The 20,863-nt window shown below is 52.2% G+C and carries 15 protein-coding genes; 8 read left to right on the top strand and 7 right to left on the bottom strand.

Features of this window, described 5'->3' with window-relative positions; all coding sequences use genetic code 11:
* The first annotated feature begins 1 nt into the window (after nucleotide 1).
* Entirely contained in the window at nucleotides 2-1,003 is a 1,002-nt protein-coding gene (locus NEA10_RS11155) for an aspartate carbamoyltransferase catalytic subunit (RefSeq protein WP_374111752.1), read from the top strand.
* On the opposite strand, the gene NEA10_RS11150 is transcribed toward NEA10_RS11155, so the two are convergent.
* The gene (locus tag NEA10_RS11150; RefSeq protein ID WP_252659944.1) at nucleotides 1,000-1,740 is read right to left on the bottom strand and encodes a DUF928 domain-containing protein; all 741 of its coding nucleotides are present in this window, start codon (nucleotides 1,738-1,740) and stop codon (nucleotides 1,000-1,002) included. The genes NEA10_RS11155 and NEA10_RS11150 overlap by 4 nt on opposite strands.
* Nucleotides 1,741-1,841: 101 nt before the next feature.
* On the opposite strand from NEA10_RS11150, the gene dacB reads away from it, so the two are divergent.
* From dacB to NEA10_RS11130, 4 genes are all read left to right on the top strand, one after another.
* A complete protein-coding gene (dacB, locus tag NEA10_RS11145; RefSeq protein WP_252659942.1) occupies nucleotides 1,842-3,332 on the top strand; it encodes a D-alanyl-D-alanine carboxypeptidase/D-alanyl-D-alanine endopeptidase in 1,491 nt (496 codons plus the stop codon).
* Between the two features lie 98 nt (nucleotides 3,333-3,430).
* On the top strand, nucleotides 3,431-4,033 hold the full coding sequence (locus NEA10_RS11140) for a hypothetical protein (protein WP_252659932.1): 603 nt from the start codon (nucleotides 3,431-3,433) through the stop codon (nucleotides 4,031-4,033).
* Between the two features lie 168 nt (nucleotides 4,034-4,201).
* Nucleotides 4,202-4,435: a hypothetical protein gene (locus NEA10_RS11135; RefSeq protein WP_252659930.1), complete on the top strand. Its 234-nt coding sequence runs from the start codon at nucleotides 4,202-4,204 to the stop codon at nucleotides 4,433-4,435.
* 5 nt (nucleotides 4,436-4,440) lie between these two features.
* Nucleotides 4,441-4,653 carry a hypothetical protein gene (locus NEA10_RS11130; protein ID WP_252659928.1) on the top strand — a complete coding sequence of 71 codons (213 nt, stop codon included), beginning with the start codon at nucleotides 4,441-4,443 and terminating at the stop codon, nucleotides 4,651-4,653.
* A gap of 24 nt (nucleotides 4,654-4,677) precedes the next feature.
* Here the strand turns inward: NEA10_RS11130 and NEA10_RS11125 are convergent, their stop codons facing one another.
* The 3 genes from NEA10_RS11125 to NEA10_RS11115 form a co-directional block, all read right to left on the bottom strand.
* Nucleotides 4,678-9,783 (bottom strand): sacsin N-terminal ATP-binding-like domain-containing protein, encoded by a 5,106-nt coding sequence (locus tag NEA10_RS11125; protein ID WP_252659926.1) that lies wholly within the window; start codon nucleotides 9,781-9,783, stop codon nucleotides 4,678-4,680.
* Nucleotides 9,784-9,908: 125 nt separating this feature from the next.
* On the bottom strand, nucleotides 9,909-10,154 hold the full coding sequence (locus NEA10_RS11120) for an HNH endonuclease (protein ID WP_252659924.1): 246 nt from the start codon (nucleotides 10,152-10,154) through the stop codon (nucleotides 9,909-9,911).
* 63 nt (nucleotides 10,155-10,217) lie between these two features.
* Nucleotides 10,218-12,818, bottom strand: coding sequence for a dynamin family protein (locus NEA10_RS11115; protein ID WP_252659922.1), 2,601 nt, complete (start codon nucleotides 12,816-12,818; stop codon nucleotides 10,218-10,220).
* A gap of 183 nt (nucleotides 12,819-13,001) precedes the next feature.
* Here NEA10_RS11115 and NEA10_RS11110 point away from each other — a divergent pair, with 183 nt between their 5' ends.
* On the top strand, nucleotides 13,002-14,756 hold the full coding sequence (locus NEA10_RS11110) for a protein-arginine deiminase family protein (RefSeq protein ID WP_252659920.1): 1,755 nt from the start codon (nucleotides 13,002-13,004) through the stop codon (nucleotides 14,754-14,756).
* Between the two features lie 165 nt (nucleotides 14,757-14,921).
* Here the strand turns inward: NEA10_RS11110 and NEA10_RS11105 are convergent, their stop codons facing one another.
* Together NEA10_RS11105 and NEA10_RS11100 are read right to left on the bottom strand one after the other, a co-directional pair.
* Nucleotides 14,922-15,212 (bottom strand): type II toxin-antitoxin system RelE/ParE family toxin, encoded by a 291-nt coding sequence (locus NEA10_RS11105; RefSeq protein WP_252659918.1) that lies wholly within the window; start codon nucleotides 15,210-15,212, stop codon nucleotides 14,922-14,924.
* On the bottom strand, nucleotides 15,209-15,439 hold the full coding sequence (locus NEA10_RS11100) for an addiction module protein (protein WP_252659916.1): 231 nt from the start codon (nucleotides 15,437-15,439) through the stop codon (nucleotides 15,209-15,211). The genes NEA10_RS11105 and NEA10_RS11100 overlap by 4 nt, the downstream gene beginning before the upstream one ends.
* A 292-nt stretch (nucleotides 15,440-15,731) precedes the next feature.
* Here NEA10_RS11100 and NEA10_RS11095 point away from each other — a divergent pair, with 292 nt between their 5' ends.
* Nucleotides 15,732-17,078, top strand: a complete 1,347-nt coding sequence (locus NEA10_RS11095) for a histidine phosphatase family protein (protein WP_252665336.1) — start codon at nucleotides 15,732-15,734, stop codon at nucleotides 17,076-17,078.
* Nucleotides 17,079-17,118: 40 nt separating this feature from the next.
* Nucleotides 17,119-18,441 (top strand): dihydroorotase, encoded by a 1,323-nt coding sequence (locus tag NEA10_RS11090; protein WP_252659914.1) that lies wholly within the window; start codon nucleotides 17,119-17,121, stop codon nucleotides 18,439-18,441.
* Nucleotides 18,442-19,152: 711 nt separating this feature from the next.
* Here the strand turns inward: NEA10_RS11090 and nadB are convergent.
* Nucleotides 19,153-20,832: an L-aspartate oxidase gene (gene nadB / locus NEA10_RS11085; RefSeq protein ID WP_252659912.1), complete on the bottom strand. Its 1,680-nt coding sequence runs from the start codon at nucleotides 20,830-20,832 to the stop codon at nucleotides 19,153-19,155.
* Between the last annotated feature and the right edge of the window lie 31 nt (nucleotides 20,833-20,863).

Genomic DNA, 20,863 nt, shown 5'->3' with positions numbered 1-20,863 from the left:
AATGACTGTCATAGCGACCCCTCCTTGGACTCGGCGACATATCCTGTCCTTGGAAGACTTCTCTGTTCCTGAATACGACACGGTGTTACGCACAGCCGCAAGTTTTCGGGAAGTGTTATCTCGGCGAACGAAGAAAGTCCCGACGTTGCAGGGACGGGTGGTGACGAATTTGTTTTTTGAACCCTCGACTCGGACTCGCAGTAGCTTTGAGTTAGCGGCGAAACGACTGTCGGCGGATACTCTTAATTTTGCGGCAGGAACTTCGTCTCTGACGAAGGGAGAGACCATTTTAGATACTGCCAAGACGTATCTGGCGATGGGGACGGATATGATGGTAATACGCCATAGCCAGGCGGGGGTTCCTCAGGCGATCGCGCGGGAGATGGAACGTCTAGGAACTCATGTGGGGGTGCTGAATGCGGGGGATGGCCTCCATGAACATCCCTCTCAGGCCCTGTTGGATTTATTTACGATTTGTAGTCAGTTGGACTGTGACAATCCCCGAACTGAACTCTTGCAGGGTAAGAAGGTGGCGATTGTTGGGGATATTTTGCATTCTCGGGTGGCGCGATCGAATATATGGAGTTTAACCACCAGTGGGGCCCAGGTTCATTTGGCGGCCCCGCCGACGTTACTGCCTCAGCGATTCATTGAGGCCATGGGAGTCTATCACCCAGACCGCTTACATCTCCATTGGCATCTGGATGAGGCCTTGGAGGGGGCAGATTTTGTGATGACGCTACGGTTACAGCGGGAACGGATGACGGCTCATTTGCTGCCAAGTTTACGGGAGTATCAGCAGTTTTTTGGCATTACGCGCGATCGCCTCAAACACTGCCAACCCGAGGTCAAACTGTTACATCCGGGCCCCACCAATCGTGGGGTTGAACTGAGTTCGGATGTTATGGATGACCCCGAGTTGAGTTTGATTCAGGCCCAAGTGACCAGTGGTGTGGCCGTTCGCATGGCCCTACTCTATCTCATGGGCGGCCGTCATGATTAATCGTTGAGTGTTGCTTCCTCACTCTCAGCCACACGACTGTTATCGAGTTCAGTTTCTAAGGCCTCAAGGCGATCGCTGTCGCTGCTGAGATAGGCAAGGCTATCAAACCAAATACCGGACTCCGCATAGAGTTGAGCCATCTCTTCGGGGCTATTAGCCTGATCGAGTTGGGCCTGAAGTTCTTCAGAGACGGGAACTCGCTCAATCCAACCTTGGGCAAATACGTCCGCAGAACGCCGTTGAGCGTTGCAAATGACCGAAACAGTCCAACGATAGGTTTTCCCCACCTCTAAACCCCGTTCACTGTCCAGAGCAACGTAATTCATGCCTGCTTCGAGGCGGTCAAATTGTTGCACATGGATGGGATTGGGGTTGCCATCCTCGACCAGGGTAAACTCAACGGGACGGTTCACGGTATGTCCGGCCAGCCAATAGAAAACGGGGCGCTCGGAGACGGTTTGGGCGGTATGGTCCCGGGGGGTGACTAGGGTAATTTCAATCGGACTGTTCTTGTCGTCGTTGAGGGCTTCGCAACCTCGTGAACCGGTGCCCTGAGTTTGTTGGGGACGGCCGCGATTGGGGGGAACATAGGTAATGGGGCTAGCATTGGCACTGGCGACCCATTGAGAGGTCTCAGCGCGACGCAAAAGGGCTGGACTGGTGGTTAGGAGTGCCTGCCCGAGAACTAGGCTAGCGGCTCCCAGGGCGGCGGTGACTGTCTTGCTAAACCGTTTCATGATTGTGTGGTTCCCCAAAAGACCAAGTGGACATATTCATTAACTCTGACGACTATGATATCATTTAGGATTTGTTTCGTCTCGTGGGCTGGAGAAGTGTCATGGCTTGGAGTGGGTCGAAAGGGTTAGTGGGGGCGATCGCCGCGATGGTGCTGCTGGGAATTCTGGAGTTCCCGGGACGGCGGGGTTTAGCGGGGGAGGCGTCCAGCCAAATTTGTCAGGGGGAGTTGGCTGAGGCCCTGGATGAGATTCGCCTTAATCACTCGCCGGCTGCCCGTTGGGGGGTTTTGGTACAGTCGTTAGAGGGCGATCGCACCCTCTACAGTCGTGAGGCGCAACAGTATTTTCTACCGGCGTCTAATGTCAAACTTCTAACCACCGCCGCCGCTTTAACTCATCTCGGTCCGGAGTATCGGGTTCGCACCTCAGTCTATCGCACGGAAACGGGGGTGCAGATTGTCGGTCGGGGAGACCCCACGCTAACAGGTGAGCAGTTAGAAACCTTGGCGCAACAGGTCGCGGCCACGGGACTGACTCATGTGGGAGAACTCTTGCTAGATGCGAGTTATTTCCCTGGGGAGGCGATTAATCCCCGCTGGCAATGGCAAGATGTTCAGGCGGGGTATGGTGCGCCGGCCAATAGTGCCATTATTGACCGCAATGAGATTCCCTTTAGGCTTTACCCGCAGGAGGTTGGGGAGCCGTTGCGGCTGGAGTGGGAACGGGAGGAGGATGGCGCTCCGGGTCGTTGGTGGTTAGAGAATCGCTCGCGAACGGTAGCGGCGGAGGAGCCGGAATGGCTACGCTTGGGACGGGGATTCGGGGACCCGATTATTACCATTGAAGGGGAGTTAGCGGCGGGGTCTGAGCCAGCAGCGGTGTCGGTGGCGCAGGTGTATCCCAATCAAGCTTTTTTAGAGCAGTTCCGGCGTCAGTTGCAAGCTCAAGGACTAGCGGTGGGAACTTACCGGATTACGGAGGTTCCCCAGTCAACGAAGGCCGGGGAGATTGCTGGGGTCGATTCTCCTTCCCTGGGGAGTTTGGTGGAGGAGACCAATCGGGTCAGTGATAATCTCTATGCAGAGGTCTTGTTGCGTTGGTTGGGGGTCACGGCGGCGCCGGAGTGGCTGGCTGAGGAGGAGTCCTCGGGGAGACCTCCCTCGGCGGCCCAACGGGGATTACAAGCGGTGAGTCGGGTGTTGGCTCGGTTGGGGGTGGATGAGGAACTGTTTGAGATTAATGATGGCTCGGGTTTGTCTCGGCTCAACTGGGTGAGTCCTCAGGCGTTAGTGCAGACGTTACAGGGGATGGCGAGGAGTCCTCATGGACGTCTCTATCGGGAGTCGCTTCCGGTGGCGGGGGAGTCGGGGACGCTGCGACATCGTTTGGGGGATAGTCCGGTGGCGATTCAGGCGAAAACTGGCACGATTGCTGGGGTTTCGGCGTTGTCGGGGTATTTGGAGCATCCGGAGTATGGAACGCTGACCTTTGCCATTATTGTCAATCAATCAACGCGATCGGCTCGTGAACAACGGGGGGCGATCGATGATATGGTGCGGCTATTGACTCAGGTTCGCTCCTGTTCGGGGTAACCTGGGATTGTATAGGGTGAGCTTAGGGTTGGCTTAGCCCTTCTCTCCTGTTTGTGTCTAGTTGTTCATCTGCGTCCCGTTGTTTAGTCGTTTACGTTGTGACCTCTGTGAAACGTCAGCCCCCCGACCCCCCGAGGCGGTCAACTGTCTCGAATCCCCGTCCTTCTCCTCATATCCATGTGAGTCACAATCCCATGATTCAGATTGAAGATACCTACCGTTTTGAGCAACCCGACCAACTGATTGACGCATTTAATGTGAACCAAGGTGAGGCGATGAAAGAACTCCAGCATTTAGCCGCATGGGTCCGAGAGCAATATCCTGAGGGGTATTTGTTAACCTGGTTGTTGAATCAGCCGGGGTTATGGTGGTGCGATGGCGAGATTTATCAGGCGGCGTTGTCGAAGGATGGCGCTCGTTTGAAACGCTATGTGCAGAAGAATGACCAGCAGGAGATGTTACAGGGGATTGCCAGTAAGCTGACTCATGATGAGAGTTGGGATGCGTTGGCGGTGAGTTTGGGGCGGATTTTTGCTCTGTATCAGCAGGAGTTGACTCAGTTACAAGAACGACGGGTGCAACAGGTGGCGCGATCGCGATCGAAGTCTTCGGATTCGGAGAATTGGTCGTCGGAGATTTCCGTCCAAAAACCGCTACCAGACCCCAATGCTGACCCCATTACGGGGGTGGAGAAGGGTTAAGTGACTGCTGTTTATCTCGCGCTATGGCTGAAGCTGTAGCGCGGGTTGTCAGCGGCTCTGTGGTCTCGTTCCGTAATCGTGATAGACCATCACGATGTATATACCCGTTCAAAAATACCTTGTAAACCTCCCCATCTAGACAATTAAAATCTTGGGAGTTTAGCACCCTTGCAATTCACCATTTTAGGGGAAATTGATGACATTACCATCATTGCTGTTAACCGTTCAATTCGAGAACTCCAACGACTGCAAAAAAACTATGGTTTTGGACGGTGGCGTAAACTAAAAGGTACCGCCGTAATTCAACTCGAAGATGGTACAGTTTGTCAAGCTGAAATTCATTGGTATGAAGCCCACGGTATCGGTCGAAAAGAATTCAAGATTAAATATATATTGGAGTAAAACCGATGGAGTTTGTTGTTTGCATTAACAATACAGACTACGCAGCGTCCCTGGAAGTTCGCAAGATTTATCAAGTTTTACCCGACTTCAATGCGGGCCGACATCAAATGATTCGTGTTATCGATGAGTCAGGGGAAGATTATCTCTATCCTAGCTCCTATTTTATGCCCATTGAACTGTCGGCTCCTTTGCAAGAGGCGATTCTAACAAATTCCTAGATTAGCCAAACGTTCAAGACACCCCTAAATCCCCGGATACTCCTGAATCATCTCCGACTGCACTTGAGCCAAAATACTTGACAAATTGACCGATAAGTGAGCCATTTCATGACCCGGCAAATGCTCTAAACGAATCGGGGTTTCACCAGTCTTCGCCTTCACCTGAGACTCACTCTCTCCCAACGTCGCCACCACCTCGCGAATCAGAATCAGCCGCGTCATTGCACCTGACTCAACCACCCCAATCAGAAGTTGTAACTGCTGAGGCTGAGGATACATGACAATCGTCTGCCATTCCTCTTCCGTTAACTCGACGATCAACCCATCCGCCTCATCCTCAACAACCAGAGATTTCACGATCGCCACCACCTCCCCAGCCGTTCCCCCAGAACAACGCACCGTCGCCACTTCACCAGACAACCGCTCCACCTGAGCATAGCCCAACTGCTGATAAAACGCCTCCACCCAGGCCCCATCCAACGGCGAAACCGCCACATCCTCCTCTTGTCTATCTGGTAACCTCCCCACCCGCAACTGATCCAACAATCCCGGTATCTGTTGCGGTTTGCTGTCAATCATCACCGCCAGATGCAGCAGATTCCCCAACGCCAATTCCCCTAATTGCTGATTCAGGGAATCCGTCAGATAGGATAAAGCAATGGTGGGGGCTTGACAATTTGCCAAAAATATGCCACAAGATAGAGGGTCATAATAATGGCTTCCGGGGACATTCTCCGCCAAAACCTCCCCGCGCCAGAAAAGGGTCATCTGAATCTCAGCCGCCAGTTGAACCCGCAGTGGCTGAAGGCGATCGCCCCTCAAGGCCGTCCAATCCTTCCCCTCCTGGTATAATAATCGCTGTAATCCTTGGATAAACTGGGGAGAATTGAGAGTTTTTTGCCAGCGATCGCACCATTGCACCCCCTTCGCCGTCCTATCCTCCACCGGACTCACTTCTCCCGGCTGTTCCACCACATCCCACAACAGAGAACCGGCTCCCAGACGACGGGCCAGTTGCGGCGATAGCTGGGGATGCAACAATCGCTGAGGTGGTACATAGGGTTGGTACCACATCGCATCGGGAATCAGCAACCTCTCCGCCTCTTGCAACGATTTCGCCGCTGTCAACAGGGGAACTGCGAGCTGTTCCTCCCTCGTCTCCAGAGCCAATTGCGCCTCCAACCGCTGCAAAACGGTCAATACTTGGGAAATCTCCAAGCTGGGTAACGGCGTTTCCCCGAACTCGGCGGCTAACTCTTGCAAAAACTCCTGATAATCCTGAACCGTCGGCGTTTCCCGAACTCCCAACAGGGGATAAAGCAAATCAAGTCCCAATTCTGGGAGGCGGTTTAGGGAAATCTCAACCCGTCGCGAACCAAAGAAGGGAACTGCTTGGCTGAAACAGTGACGGGGTTTCCAAAACCGTTGCGTTCCCTCATCCCAGATACAACAGCGATTAGCAAAACGGGCCTGAAGTTGCGGTGCATGGCTTTGCTGACGCTGGCGGGAGTTATTGAAATAGCGATAGAGATAGCGATAGATGGCCTTGGCTGAGTCTAACACCGTAGCGGTGGGGTTGGCTGACTCGGGATGGCTGAACCACTGTTCCCAAAGGGTTATAATTCCATCGAGGCGATCGCACACCTGCTCAAATGTCACCGCCTCAAAGCCTAAAGCTTGTTCAATCTCCTTCGACACCTCATCCCGGCGATAGAGAACTAAGGGTTTTGAGGTAATCCCTAATTTGGCCTCTTCTTCCCAACAAACCTCTCGCGGTTGAAACAGTCGCGCTGGAGGAATCCCGGCGGCGGCGTAGGCCTGCAACCGCTTGGGATTGCGTTCCACTGGGAGCCAGGCCCGTTCTCGCAACACCTCCGCCAAGGATTTATGGTCGGTTGTGACGGAGGTTTTCTCTAAATCTGACCAATTTTCTAGAAGATAATGCCAAAGTTGTTGTAAGAGAGGATAACTGGATTCTAGGTGTTGAGGATTGTTGCTATCAAGACATTGCTCTAAGGCCGCGAGCCAATCGGCGGCACTGACCTTGTCTTGCATTCCTAACTTCGACAAGAAATCTAGCCATTTTTGGGGATTGTCCTGATAAAAGTTGAGGTCAGGGAAGTGGATGCGATCGCCAAAAATCTCTTTTAAGAACTGCTGTTCAGGATGATATAAATCCCTCGCCGCTCGCAACCGTCCATCTTCACAGCGAATCAAGCGAGCTTGTCGCATTTTTCGCCAGACTGACCGAAACCGCTCCTTTGATTCTGCTTGAGGAACGTTATCCCGCAGCCAAACCAATGCCGTTTGTTGCTCTTGTTCTGAAAAGTAAGGATATTCTTGGAGTAAGCAGTCTTCAATAAACGTCAATCGGTCAAGTTCTGGAATGTCCAAAGCTTTGAGGAGAGGCTTCCAGGAATGACCATCTTGTTCGACCTTTAGTAGCGTGAACTCAATGTTGAGATTGGGGATATTCCAATCGGCTGCGGGGAGATAAAGATTTGGGCGATCGAGGGTTGTGCGTTCCCCATTTGTAGTTATGAAAATTGGTAATTTTCGTAGCTTCTGTAAGTCGTTTTCAGAATACTGGTAATCACCGTCAATAAACTGGGGCCGAGATAAATATGCCAGCAGGTTTGCTGAATGTTTAGGGTGATAGGGTGGCAACGCTTCAACCGGTCGATGACTCAGCAAGCGAACAATACTATCGGCACTCAAATAGCGAATAAATAGCTTGTCTGCTGTTTTTGTATCAGCAAATTTTTCTATCTCTGTCCTGAGTGATTGACTGGCTTTGATAACTTGAATGCTAAAATAGTCCAGGGTTTGCTCATCTGGACTGGGGATATCATTAAAAGGCAATAACGGCATTTCCACTTGACGTCCCTGATAAAGCCGTCCATCGGAAGCAGGAACGAGGGGAATTTGCGATAAGACCCGTAAAATCTTATCAGCTTCCTGACTATTTCGACGACTATAGCTAAGATAATACTGCCTGAAGTATTGATAAACCTTAGTGAGCCAGTATTCATTGGGAAACTCAATTCCTTGAGCTCGCCAAAGATAGCCAGACTCAATCCCTTGTTCTAGAAAAACTTGCACCAACTTTTGTGCAACTTTCAAAGCATCTAAGGATTCAAGTTCTGAACAGTTGCAACTGTTGAAAATCTGTTTGACTTCTGAATGCAAAAACCAGCCAGGATATTGATAAAATAAGCCTTTGATTTGGTCACTCGCTCGATAAACCACCCCCGAAGGATTAAACCCAAAGACCTGCAAACGATTATTCGATAAGAGTGCCAGTGGTAATCCTCGCAAGGACTTTGGACGGTCTGATATGGCAAACTCTGCTAAGTCCTTAATCCAATCTATCCGCCGTAACATTCGCTTAGGAGCCTCGTCAAACGGCATTCCCCAACTCTCCTCAACTCGGAGATAGTCCCGTAAATTCTCAGGACTATACTCATGAATGGGACAATCCGCCTGTTTAAACAGTTGGGAAACCTGACGAGGAATTTGGGGGTCAGCGACGGCTAATCCCTCCACCCGGAAGGGTTCAACTAACTTTGACCAGTAAGATGAAGGAATTTGGCGAATCTCTTGAGGTTTCAGCCATTTCACCCACCGATTGACCGTACAATTGCCATCAGGACTGACCTCAAACGCATCCTCTTCTTCCCGAACCGTAGAGCGAATCACCGGACGTTCATAAAGATGCTTAAACACCTCTAAATGTAACTGACCTAATGCCGGACTGGTGGTAATTTTCTCCGTCGGGAACAGCTTATAAAACGCCTCCGGACTTTCTCGGCCAATATCCTCCACCAAACTACGATATAACTCCGCACAGGCGATCGCCAACCCATGCTGAGCCAACCGTTGATTCCAAACCGCTCGCGGACGGTCTTTCCCCGTTTGTCCCGAATCACTACTGAGATTATCCCGAGAACTATTCAAATTAAAAAAGCCATTCAGATGAATCGGCCATCCCGAGGCCAACGGAAGCGGGAGAAAACAATACACCTTTCCCTGAACCTCCGCCGGAACCCCTCCCGTCCGACTGGCCGTAATCCGAGCCGCCGCTCCCGTCCAAGGTAACACCTTCTCCTGATTCTCCGACAGGGAGCGAATCACCGTCGCCAACTCCTCCCCCGCATCAATGCGCAACAACTGCAAAATCCGCCAACTCGAACTCGTCACCTGCTGAGAACTCACCGTTTCGAGATGATGACGATAGGACACCAACGCCAACAGATTCTCTTGACGGCGACAGGCCGCAATCAACTCCGCCGCCGTTTCCGGAATCGCCGTCATCAACTCCTGACGCGCCGCCGTCACTTCCTCAGGATTCCCGGTGGTAATCCGCAGCACCTGTTCCCGTTCTCCCCCACTCTCGGCCGCAATCTCAAACACATAAATCTCGACAATCGACTTGAGGAACAGCAACAACTCCTCGCCGCAATCCTGTAATTCCGCCAAGAGTTCCCGAACATTGGACTCGTCAAAAGGTTGATTGCGAATCTCACTCACCTCAGCCTGACGGGGAGTTCGCAGCGGTAAACGAAACAGAGTTCCCTGAAAATCCCGAGTTCCCCGAGGAACCCCCCCAGCCTCATAGATGGCCATCATCTCCGGATACTCCTCCCACCAGCCACTCTCCCCTAACTCCCATTCCCGTCCCGGTTCCGCCTTCGAGGTTCCCGGAACCGCATCCCCATGGGGGTCAAAGAAAATTAGCCGTTCACGGGAGATGAAACTGGGATAGTCCGTGACGTGATACACCGCATTGAAGCCAATCCCAAAGCGTCCCGTTTTCTGTAAATCTGTGGCTTTCTGACTTTGTCCCAGACTGCGGATACTCTCAAAATCGCGATCGCGGAAGCTACTATTGTTATAGACCAACATGGCCGGTCCCAAGAGTTTCCCCAAATTCCCCGGAACCGCCGCCGCCTCATGAGTTCGCCAATCCAGGGTAATCTCCACCCGCGTCGCACCTGCATCATCCGCATTCTGAATCAACTCCTTAATAATCCCCACTCCCTCGGGATAATCGCGGATAATCCCCCGCAAACGAGCAATCAGAGGTTCAGATTGGTAGAATGAGCGACCTTGAGACACAGGGGTAGTCATGAAACATCCAGAAGTCAGTCCAAAATCATTGTAGAGGCAATCTCTTGGGGGTGTCCAGAGTCAAAAATCATATAACCCTAGGAGCAATTCCTGAGAACTGTCCTAATCCCTGGGGTTTGCAGTCCTCAATCACTATAACGACGGCGAAATCGGGAGTCTGCATGATTACTTTTGAGGCGATTGCAGGTAAAACAGAGAGTTTGCAGATTACTTAAATCATTGCTCCCCCCCTTAGAAACGGGAATGATATGGTCAATGGTCAATCGAGCCTGCTGGTGAGTCTTCCCACAGGCGACGCAGGTAAAATTATCCCGTTCATAGACATAACGGCGAACCTGCGGGGGAAACATAATGCGGGGTGTGGGTTCCATGGAATTACATTGAGTCAGGGTAAGGGGTGAACGCCAATGCTTCACCCCCCAGGTCTTGATAGATTAGCCTTCGCCGAAACTGGAGAAGTTCACGTCTTCATCTTCATCGGGAATAGGGAACGTGGTTTCAGGGATTTCAGCCACCGTCTCCTCAGGGACAGTCTCCTCAGGGACAGTCTCAGATTCAGAAGGAGCCACTTCCAAATTGTCCTCATTGTCCTCAACCTCAGCACTATCCTCCGATACCACCGTCGTCGGCGTGAAAATCTGTAAATCCGTCTCCTGAACCGGGGGGAGTTTCACCCGGCCCAGACTCATCTCTTCCAGACAGCCGTTAATTCCCCGAATCGCCTCATTGTACCGCTCAATGTTCTCCCCAACCGCCGCCTGGCGTTGACGATTCCGTTCCAATTTGGCTTCCGCTTCCTGGTCCAGAGTTTTCGCCAGATTCGTCCGGGCCAATTCATACTGAGATAAGATGGTCTGAGACTGTTGGTTGGCCATCTCAAACAGACGCTCATTAAGGGTGGTGTTTAGAAATGTACGGAACTCACGAATGACCGTATTTTTGACCTTCTTCTCAAAGTCGACTTGCAACAGTTGACGAATCGCTGGCTCCGCCGCTACCATTCCCTCATAAGTTTGGAAATGACAGGCTTGTTGCAAGGTTTGACGGAGTTGGAAGTTGGGAACGGTGTTTTCTCCATAAAATTCTGGAGTCTCCCGAACATAAGTACCACATTGATACGCTGCATATCCGACCACAATATCCCGAACCTGCCGCTCGAGTCGTGAGAGATTCTGGTCCATTGCCGCATCATTGCCGAGAAAACGATAGAGTTTATTGTAAAACTCGGCGTTATGGATACTCTTCCGAAGTTGGAAGAAGTAGTTAGCCACCAACTCTTCCGAAATTTTGACTAATACGGCTTTGAGTTGATTGGCGAGGGTATAAAAAGCTTCAACCAAGACTGCCATCATCGGAATAACGGCATTTTCAGGGCGACTTTTTTGCGCCAATTTATAGGTATCTCCAACGGAGAACTCTTCAATCAAGTCATCGAGCTTTTGCAACATCTGCTTTTGCAGGGTTCGGACATCCCGCTCATAGCTGGTATTGTTTTTGTCGGCGACAGACTCATTGAGATAGGTGGTGATATGGTCTTTGAAGTCGTCGCCAATCTGTTTTAGTTCTTTGTTGAGTTGTTGAACCTGCTGTTCTTTGATGGTGTCAATTTCTTGGGGTTGGCTTTCTAAATCCTTCCAAGTGGCAATGTAGTAGTTGCGCAGTTCAATGCAAAGGGGTCGCAGGTCATCAGCCAGTGCTTCAAAGAGTTGGGGACGACGGTCTTCCATGAGATAGCGGGTGATTTCTCGTCGAAATTCCTGGATTCCACTATCTCGCACCAGTTGTTCAATCAGTTCTTGTCCATAGGTGTTGAGGATTTGCTGATATTGTTCCTTCTTGCTGTTCGCATTGCTGATGGCTGGCGTGCTGGGAAACCGTGTCCGAGATAAACGTCCTGGGGTAGCAAAATAGCGGTTAAATTCAACGATAAATTGTGGGGTCAGTTCTTGTTGGTCAAACGTGGAAGGGGTATTTGCAAAAATGGTGTCAAGTCCCCAATTATTTTCGGGACTGGCTTGGCGGATTTGGCTGCCGTAAAATCCCAGCAAGGCGCTCGTTTTGTAGATGCGATTACCCCCTCGGAATTGCGATTTAATCTGGTATTCTAGGCGATTCCGCAATTGGTCATCATACCAGGTGGCATCGATGTAATTGAAAGCATAAAAAACGCGATCGCGAATCCCTGGACTCTTCTGAATCCGCTCCAGCAACTGAGTTTCCTCGGTCGTCAGTTCCCCAGTTGCTGCCGTCCTAAACACACAAATGACCGCCGATGTATCCGGATGCTCAATCTTATCATAGGCGATTTTAGCATCTTTTTTAACCGGAGCATCAATGCCAGGGGTATCAATAATGACATTGCCATCATCTAAGAGAGGATGATGACAATAATAGTTGATTTTCTTGAGAACTGAACTATTTTGACTCCGCCGGGCATATTGAGAGGCTTCCTCAAGGCTATTGGCATTGAGTTGAGCCATGGAGTAGGTGGCATTGTTGACTGTATCAATGCGATCGCGATTAGCCTGCCAGCCCAAAATAAGCTGTTCCAACAACTTCGCTTGCTTTGCCCGTTCCGTGCGACTTTCGCCTCCCTCAGATTCCCAAATTCCTTGAGACATCTGGCTAAGTTTATCCAGTTGCTGGGTATCGCTCAAATCGCCCATTTCAGCAATAGTCAGTAGTTGACTCAACTCACCAATTTGTTGGCGAATTTCCACTTGACTGAGGAAGGTTAACTCCACTCGTTCCTGACTCGGTTCGGGAGCATATTCAATATAACATTCAGTTCCCGTCGCATGACCTTGGGCGCTATAGAGCAGTTCTCGCTCCAGAAGTGCATTAATAAGCATCGATTTCCCAGCACTAAATGCCCCCGCAAAGACAATTTCAAAGCGGGGGGAAATGGCTTTATTTAGAGAAGTGCGGATTGTGGCCGTATCCTGACTGGGGAGGTTAGCGTCGGCGTCCTGGAGTTGAACCAGGGTTTGGACCTGAGTATCCAGGTTTTGGCATTGGGGAGGGGTAGAGGTCATAGTACCTGTGACTAAAATCGTCGGTCAGATTGTAGCTACAGAGCCAGTTTACGATTTTACGGAAATGTGATGATTTATTTTAAAAATTTTGCAATCCGAGTTCCTGAGTCGAAGCCTGACCTTGTTATGATGGTCTGGTCTCTCATAATCCGGGGGAAGTAGCGGCAGTTAGTTGGATAAACCATGAAACGACGGTATTGGCTGGTGGTGGCGATCGCCTTTCTCCTGATTGTCAACGTACATCATCTCACTGGGGGGCAATTCCCCGCACAACGGGTTCCCGACGAACTCCTCTCGCGGCTGGAAACCTCCGTCGATGACCTCTCCCTCCAAGACTTAGCTGATTCCCGAACCAACACCTCTAGTTCCTCAGACCCCCAGATTCTCCTCTACGGCGATACTAACCGGGATGGCATTGTTCGTAAAGATGACGACCTAGAAGGCCGCGATCGCTGGTCCTGGGAAACGGGAACCCTCCTCCCCTTCAACCAAGACGACGATAATCTTAACGGTACACCCGACTGGCAAAATGTCCGTCCCATCGACTTTCAGCGCGATCGCGAACTGGCCCTGCTGCGGCTACAGGTCCCCGAACCCTGGCAAGACTCCCCCCTCTTCCTGCACGCCAACCACGCTGCACGGCCCCACCTCCGGGCCTTCCAACGCACCCACCAAGGCTGGATTCCCGTAGACTTAAGCGGACAAACCCCCCTAATTGGCAGTGGCCACCTCGTCTTAGGTATGGAGGCCACAGAATTTGCCCATCACGACTGGAACGGCTTTGCGGTCGTCACCGCCTTTATCCCCGATGGTGACGAGATTGTCCAGCGCGATCGCATTGCCATGCGCGTCACCCCCTGGCTCATGCAATCCAACCTAGCCAAACCGCAACGAGTCTTCGTCAGTCCCCGGCCCAACAGTCGTTTTCTGCCCCAACTCCAAGAGGAAATTGAGGCCCAAAACCTCGACCTCACCACCGATTCCGGTCAAATCCTCTGGATGCAAGACACCATGGAAATCGGCTTTATGCAGTTTCCCAGTCGTGGTGAACTCCATGTCATCCCCGCCGTCCTCAATGGGATTCGTAGTTCCCGCATCGATGGCTTTGCCCGAACCCTCTTAGACCGAGACTTTGGCTGGTTTTCCGTCGCCGCACCTCGTTCCCTTCCCGATGCTTACTCCTGGATTGACTGGTATGGCAACTTAGAAGTCTCTCCCCCCCTCCCCGGCTATCCCTGGGGGCGCATTTACTACGGTGTTGCCAACGATTACAGTCTCCATCCAGAACTCTTAGACTTTCTCGACGCGCAACAACTCCAGGCCCCCGCCGTGGCCCTCGATACCTCCTGGCTCTACATTGGTCATGTGGATGAGATTGTTAGCTTTATCCCCGACGGAGAGGGGTCATTTTTAGCCCTAGTCACCTCCCCAGGGACGGGGGTAGAGTTCCTCGAAGAGTTAGCCGAAGCCGGACAAGGAGATGCCACCCTGGCCCGAGGCTTAAGTGGCCAAGCGACCGTGAATCAGTTATTAGCCAACGACTCTCTCATCGACCATAACCGCCAACTGCAACAGAACCATCTCAACCCCATTTTGGACACCCTTAAACGAGAGTTCCAACTAACAGACGATCGCATTCGTCTCGTTCCCGCCCTCTACCGTCCCCTCGGTGATGCCATCTTTCCCAATTTGGTCAATTTAGTCGTTTTGGGCGATCGCCTGCTTGTCCCCGATCCTCGCGGGGCAATCCTCGATGGGCGCGATCGCCTGCAAGAGGTCTTTCTCGACCTCATCGAGGGAACCGGACTCAGCGTCGCCTTCCTCAACGATGCCGAATATCACGAACTCAAAGGTAACATCCACTGTGCCACCAACGTGTTGCGTCAGGGGTCTGAACAAGCCTTTTGGACGGCTTTACCCGATCCCATCAAACCCTGAAACCCATTTTCGGTAACAACAAATGGGTTCCTTGTTGCAAAAGCGTCATAGGGTAATCTCCTATAGTGGGCGACAGAGAAAAATTCTGAATCATAGAAAAAAACAATTGGCATCTTTCTGGTTCGAGTTAATCCAAGTCTAATACATACAATATGATGGGATAGTTTACGATTCCAGGCGACTCTTCCAATAGTCTGGATCGCGACGACAACTCATAACTGCAACAATCACGACTCGCTCAGAATAGACTTTGTACAAGATAAAATAGGAAAACTTCGGAGTCAAACACCGACGAATGTTTCCCTCAATAACTGGCCAGCGTTCCGGAGCACTAATAATACGAAAAATGCAATTTTCTATAGTATCGATTAAATTTTGCTGTTGGTTATACTGAGCAAAAAATTGCACGGCTTCCGCATACTCTTGCAGGGCGGCTGGGTGAAACTCATAATTCACCGTCCGAAGAGTTGCCGAACTTGAGCCAAAGCCACATCTCCCGGAATGGTTTGCACCGTTCCCTCATCAATCTCAGCAAGGCGTTCTTGAGCTATCTTGACTCCTTCTCTTAATGGCTCAACTTCCAGTTGCTCCGTCATACTTTCCATAATTTTTTCAATCAAAATTGCTTTGTCTGAATCCGGTAAGGCGGTGGCTTCTGAAATAATTTGCTTTAGAGTTAACATGATAGGTCTTGGAGCGCCAGACGTTACCCCTCAGTCTAACACACCACTTTTTGAGAACTTGGGTCTTTGATATTGACTAAAGGCTGGCACACCGTTTAATCACCCGTCATTTAAGGATGAACTTCAACCCGATTTCCCAGACCGGTCCGATTGCGGGTAAAGCCGGGACCCGGGGGACGACCAGGTGCTAAAATTGCCTCTGGTCATGGGTGCGATCGCCCCTGACTCCAGCATCAACCCCCCAGTCGGCGATGCTGGCCCCTTCCCAAGCCCGTCACTGGAGGATAGACCCCTGGCTACTACCGTCATCTTAGTTCGTCACGGACAAAGCACCTACAACCTAGAGCAGCGGATGCAAGGACGCTGCGACAAATCCGTTCTCACCCCCGCCGGACAAGACTCGGCCCGACTCGTGGGGCACGCCTTACAACAGGTGTCCCTCGATGCCCTCTATTGTAGCCCCCTCACTCGCGCCCGGGAAACCGCAGAAATTCTCTGTTCCCAACATTCCCAAGACCTACAGCCCCAGCCCTCCGACCTCCTCCTCGAAGTCGACTTGCCCCTATGGGAAGAACTGCGACGAGACGAGGTCAAAGACCGTTTCGCCGACGACTATCGCCGCTGGAAACAGGAACCCCACAACTTCTCCATGGAGATTCCCACAGAGGACGGGGGAACCCGATCGCACTTCCCAATTCGGGCCCTGCGCGAGCAAGCTCAACAGTTCTGGCAATCCCTCCTCAGCCAGCATTCGGGAGACACCGTCGCCGTCGTTGCCCACAATGGCATCAACCGCTGTCTCCTCTCCACCGCCTTAGGGATTGGGGCCGAACATTACCAAGTCATCCAACAGTCCAATTGCAACATCTCCGTATTACGCTTCGCCGGTGGACTAGAGGACATCGTACAACTCGAATCCATGAACCAAGTGGGACATCTCGGCGGTCATCCCTTCCCCGAGGTACGTCCGGGCCATAAAGGAGCGCGGATTCTCCTCGTGCGTCACGGGGAAACCCAATGGAATCGGGAATCTCGCTTCCAAGGCCAAATCGATGTCCCCCTCAACGACAACGGCCGGGCCCAAGGCCAACGAGTCGCCGACTTCCTCAAAACCATTCCCATCCAATTCGCCGTCACCAGTCCCATGTTGCGGCCCAAAGAAACGGCCCAACTGATTCTGCAACATCACCCCCAGGTAACCCTGGCGGAAAACGGAGACCTACGAGAAATTAGCCATGGCCGCTGGGAAGGAAAACTCGAAGCGGAAATCCAAGCCGAATATGGCGACCTCTTGGACCAATGGAAAGTCACCCCAGAAGCGGTGCAAATGCCCGAGGGGGAAAACCTAGACCAAGTCTGGCAACGGGCTAAAACCGCTTGGGATGCCATTGTCCAGACCTATGCCGACCGACAAGAAATCGGCATCGTCGTTGCCCATGATGCGGTTAATAAAGCGATTCTCTGTAACCTCTTTGGCCTCGGTCCTGAACATTTCTGGAACTTCAAACAAGGCAATGGTTGCGTCAGCGTCATCGACTATCCCCAAGGGTCTGGGGGCCAGGCGGTCTTGCAAAGCGCGAACATCACCGCTCATCTCAGTGATGGTGTCTTTGACCAAACTGCTGCCGGTGCCTTGTGATGGAACGTCGAGAACGACAGGTTGAGGAGGAGTAGGATTCATGACGGGTCTGGAGTTCACAGACGAACAGGCGCCTCAGTCTCTGGTGATTCGCCGTGCTCGTGTGGTCGATCCTAGCAGCGAGTGCGATCGCATTCTCGATGTCTGGTTACAAGAGGGACGCATTGAGCAAGTGGGAGTTGACCTAGAGTCCATCCCCCCGGACTGTCCTGAACTGGAGGCAGATGGCTTAATCCTGGCCCCCGGTTTGGTAGATCTATATAGTTACAGTGCCGAACCGGGCTTTGAAGACCGCGAGACCCTTGACGGATTGAGGCGCTCCGCCTTGGCTGGGGGCTACACTCGCCTGGCCCTATTGGCGCAACAGGATGAGTTAGTCAACAACGCCGCTGGAGTGGCCCAGCTACAAGCCTTAGCGCGCCAAACAGCTCCCCCCCAACCTCAGTTTTCCCTTTGGGGCAATCTCACCCAGGGACGTGAGGGAGAGCACATGACGGAACTTCAGGAATTGAAACAAGCCCAGGTAGTGGGTTTTGCTGATGGTCGTCCCCTCAACAACCCACTCCTGCTGCGGCGAATTTTGGAATATGGCCAAGGGTTGAACCTCCCCATCGCCCTCTACGGCTGCGATCGCCGTCTCATGGGATCAGGCGCGGCCCGTGACAGTGCTGAGAGCCTACGTTTGGGACTGCCTCCCATCCCCGCCAGTGCTGAAACCACCGCCGTCTCCCTGATTTTGGAACTCGTTGCTGAGTTAGGAACCCCCGTTCATCTGATGCGCCTCTCCACGGCCCGGGCCGTGGAACTCGTGGCCACGGCCAAAGCCCAAGGTTATCCCATCAGTGCCAGCACCCCCTGGACTCATCTCATCTGGGATACCCGGGACTTACAAGACTATGACTCCAACTTACATCTAGACCCCCCCCTAGGAACCCCAGGCGATCGCCAAGCCTTACAGGCAGGTGTGAAAAGTGGCACTATTGATGCTATTACCATCGATCATTGCCCTTATACTTATGAGGAGAAGACCGTTGCCTTTTCGGAATCTCCTCCTGGGACTGTTGGTTTCAGGGTGGCTCTGTCCTTACTCTGGCAACGGTTCGTCATGACCCAGGACTGGACTGCCCTGGAATTATGGAACGCCCTAAGTTCTCGTCCCGCTCAGTGTTTGGGGCAAGTTCCCGCCTCTGTGACGCCTCATCAAACTGCTGAACTCGTTTTGTTCAGCCCCCACCTATCCTGGCGGGTTGACCGTTGTTCCCTAGGCTCACAAGCTTACAACACACCGCTTCTGGGGCAACAGCTCCATGGCCGAGTACAACAAGTGTGGTGTCCTCAAAATACCGGTGTACCGGTGTCTTAAACGTCATCATCAGTTCAAAGGAGGTGGTGTCACCCACCTTGTAATTCTAGAAATAAAACATATAGACTCTTAATTAATAGTGTTGTCGGAGTCTGCCCAACTCCGTCTCTCTAATTGAGAGTTTTATCCGGACGACACAGCGGCCTCCGTGAAAATACTGATATATTAGAGAGTGTGATAGCCTATTGCTGGCCACACCCTCTGGGACGATACGTTGTTTTTAAGTGGTTTTGGAGCCATTCCTTCCGTGAAGACGAACCTCAACTCTATCGGTCTCGTACTTCTTGCTCTCAGCGCCTGGGTGTTCACCGGACCAACCAGTCTCGCCGCCTTCCCAAACAGTTCTATACCTCAATTAGAGCGACCGGAACTCTCGGAATACGAGCCAGACATTGAACCGGGTGTGCCTGCGGGGCCGGGTAGCGGAAGCCGCTGAGAACCCCCTTATGCTTAATCCTGCTGACAACCCTGGGGGCGCTCACCCTCCAGCAAGGGGGGGGGTTTGTGTGGCGATCTTGGAACGGAATCATGAGAAATAATCGTTATTTTCGACCCTTTCCACAATTTTAAACAATTTATTACTGACGTACGCCCATTTTAACAAAAAGACAGGCTTCTAAACCATTAAAAACAGTTTCACTCCGATAAGATGTAACCTTTGTTACAAACCGTCACCAGTAAATTTTAGGTCTAATCCCAGCTCAAGACGTCTCACACTCCCTCACCACACCACAGGCGATCGCCCTGAATTAGAGTATGGCCCATCCATTGGGATTGCATCTGCGGGAAATCACTGCGATAATGGCCGCCCCGACTCTCACAACGAAATGCTGCACTCTTAAGAATCAGTTGGGACACCTCCAATAAATTACGCAACTCCCCCCACTCCAGCAACCAAGCTGCTGCCTCTGATGACACGCAATAGCTCTGCATCGGTTGTAGATGTCCCATCTGCTGAGCCAGGGGAAACGCTGCCTCTAACTGTTGCCACTGCTGCACCTGAACCATCGCCTCCTGTAAACTCGCTGCCTCCCGACAAATACCAGCACTCTTCCAAAGCAGTCGGGGTAACTCATAGCGAATCTCTTGTAACCGCTGAGACAACCCAGAGCTCTCTAGAGTTAAGGGTTTAACCCCGGGGGAAACTGCCACAGACAGAGACGGTTGTAACTCTAACTGAGCCAACGCCGCCCCAAATACCAAGCATTCCAATAGGGAATTACTCGCTAAACGGTTGGCCCCATGGACGCCTGTACTGGCCGTTTCCCCCACCGCATAGAGTCCCGGAATTGAGGTGCGCCCCTGTAAATCCGTAGCAATCCCTCCCATCCAATAATGGGCGGCTGGGGCGACGGGAATTGGTTCCTGAGCCGGATCAATGCCCCAATCACGGCAAACCCGTAAAATATTGGGGAAACGACGCTGTAACGGCTCCGGGGCAATCGGACGACAATCTAACCACACATGAGAATCTGCCGGATCAGCCCCCGTACTTTGTAAATAGCGAAAAATCGCCCGACTGACCACATCTCGGGGGGCTAACTCCCCATCAGAGTGATAATCAAAGGCAAAGCGCCGCCCCGCATCATTCACTAAATGGGCTCCCTCCCCTCGCACTGCCTCACTAATCAGAAAGCGAGGCGCATTGGGCAGGGTTAACGCCGTTGGGTGAAACTGTACAAATTCTAGATCCCGTAGCAGGGCACCCGCCCGGGCCGCGATCGCCACCCCATCCCCCGTACTCACGGAAGGATTGGTGGTTTTAGCAAACACCTGGCCACCGCCCCCCGTTGCTAGAACCACAGCCCGAGCCTGAACCCAGGTTATTTTTTCGTCATAAAGGACACAAACGCCCCGACAACAGCTTTCCTCATCCAGCCAAAGATCTAACACAAAGGCCTTCGATATCGTCGTAATATTGTCTCGCTCAGCAACCCGACGGCTGAGGGTACTCACCACTGCTCGTCCCGTCGTATCCGCCGCATGAAGCACCCGACGCCGGGAATGAGCCGCCTCTAGGGTTAAGGCCAAATCGTCCCGATGACGATCAAAGGCCACCCCTAAGTCCACCAGCGATCGCACACAAGCTGGAGCCTGTTCCGCCAAAAACCTGACCGCCACCTCATCACAGAGGCCCGCCCCCGCCTTAAGGGTGTCCTCAACATGCAGCTTGGGGGAATCATCGGGGGCGATCGCCGCCGCAATGCCCCCCTGGGCCCAATCACTAGCAGACAGGGGTAAATCATCCTTCGTTAATAAGCCAACCCGCAACGATGAAGGCAGACAGAGGGCAGAGTACAATCCCGCTGCCCCCGCCCCCACCACAATGGCATCAAACTCCTGAGATAACGGAGGACGAGACACTCCCGAGGCTGCCGCTGAGTTGGTCATAAAAAAATCGCCCCTTGCTCAATAGTGACGC

The sequence above is a fragment of the Phormidium yuhuli AB48 genome (assembly GCF_023983615.1).
In the GTDB taxonomy this organism is placed as follows: domain Bacteria; phylum Cyanobacteriota; class Cyanobacteriia; order Cyanobacteriales; family Geitlerinemataceae; genus Sodalinema; species Sodalinema yuhuli.
This window is presented reverse-complemented; position numbering and strand designations above follow the sequence as displayed.

Excerpts from the sequence above, each read along its gene's own strand:
- NEA10_RS11155 (WP_374111752.1), top strand. The coding sequence starts at position 2 with ATGACTGTCATAGCGACCCCTCCTTGGACTCGGCGACATATCCTGTCC.
- NEA10_RS11150 (WP_252659944.1), bottom strand. The coding sequence starts at position 1,740 with ATGAAACGGTTTAGCAAGACAGTCACCGCCGCCCTGGGAGCCGCTAGC.
- dacB (WP_252659942.1), top strand. The coding sequence starts at position 1,842 with ATGGCTTGGAGTGGGTCGAAAGGGTTAGTGGGGGCGATCGCCGCGATG.
- NEA10_RS11130 (WP_252659928.1), top strand. The coding sequence starts at position 4,441 with ATGGAGTTTGTTGTTTGCATTAACAATACAGACTACGCAGCGTCCCTG.
- NEA10_RS11125 (WP_252659926.1), bottom strand. The coding sequence starts at position 9,783 with ATGACTACCCCTGTGTCTCAAGGTCGCTCATTCTACCAATCTGAACCT.
- NEA10_RS11120 (WP_252659924.1), bottom strand. The coding sequence starts at position 10,154 with ATGGAACCCACACCCCGCATTATGTTTCCCCCGCAGGTTCGCCGTTAT.
- NEA10_RS11115 (WP_252659922.1), bottom strand. The coding sequence starts at position 12,818 with ATGACCTCTACCCCTCCCCAATGCCAAAACCTGGATACTCAGGTCCAA.
- NEA10_RS11110 (WP_252659920.1), top strand. The coding sequence starts at position 13,002 with ATGAAACGACGGTATTGGCTGGTGGTGGCGATCGCCTTTCTCCTGATT.
- NEA10_RS11100 (WP_252659916.1), bottom strand. The coding sequence starts at position 15,439 with ATGTTAACTCTAAAGCAAATTATTTCAGAAGCCACCGCCTTACCGGAT.
- NEA10_RS11090 (WP_252659914.1), top strand. The coding sequence starts at position 17,119 with ATGACGGGTCTGGAGTTCACAGACGAACAGGCGCCTCAGTCTCTGGTG.
- nadB (WP_252659912.1), bottom strand. The coding sequence starts at position 20,832 with ATGACCAACTCAGCGGCAGCCTCGGGAGTGTCTCGTCCTCCGTTATCT.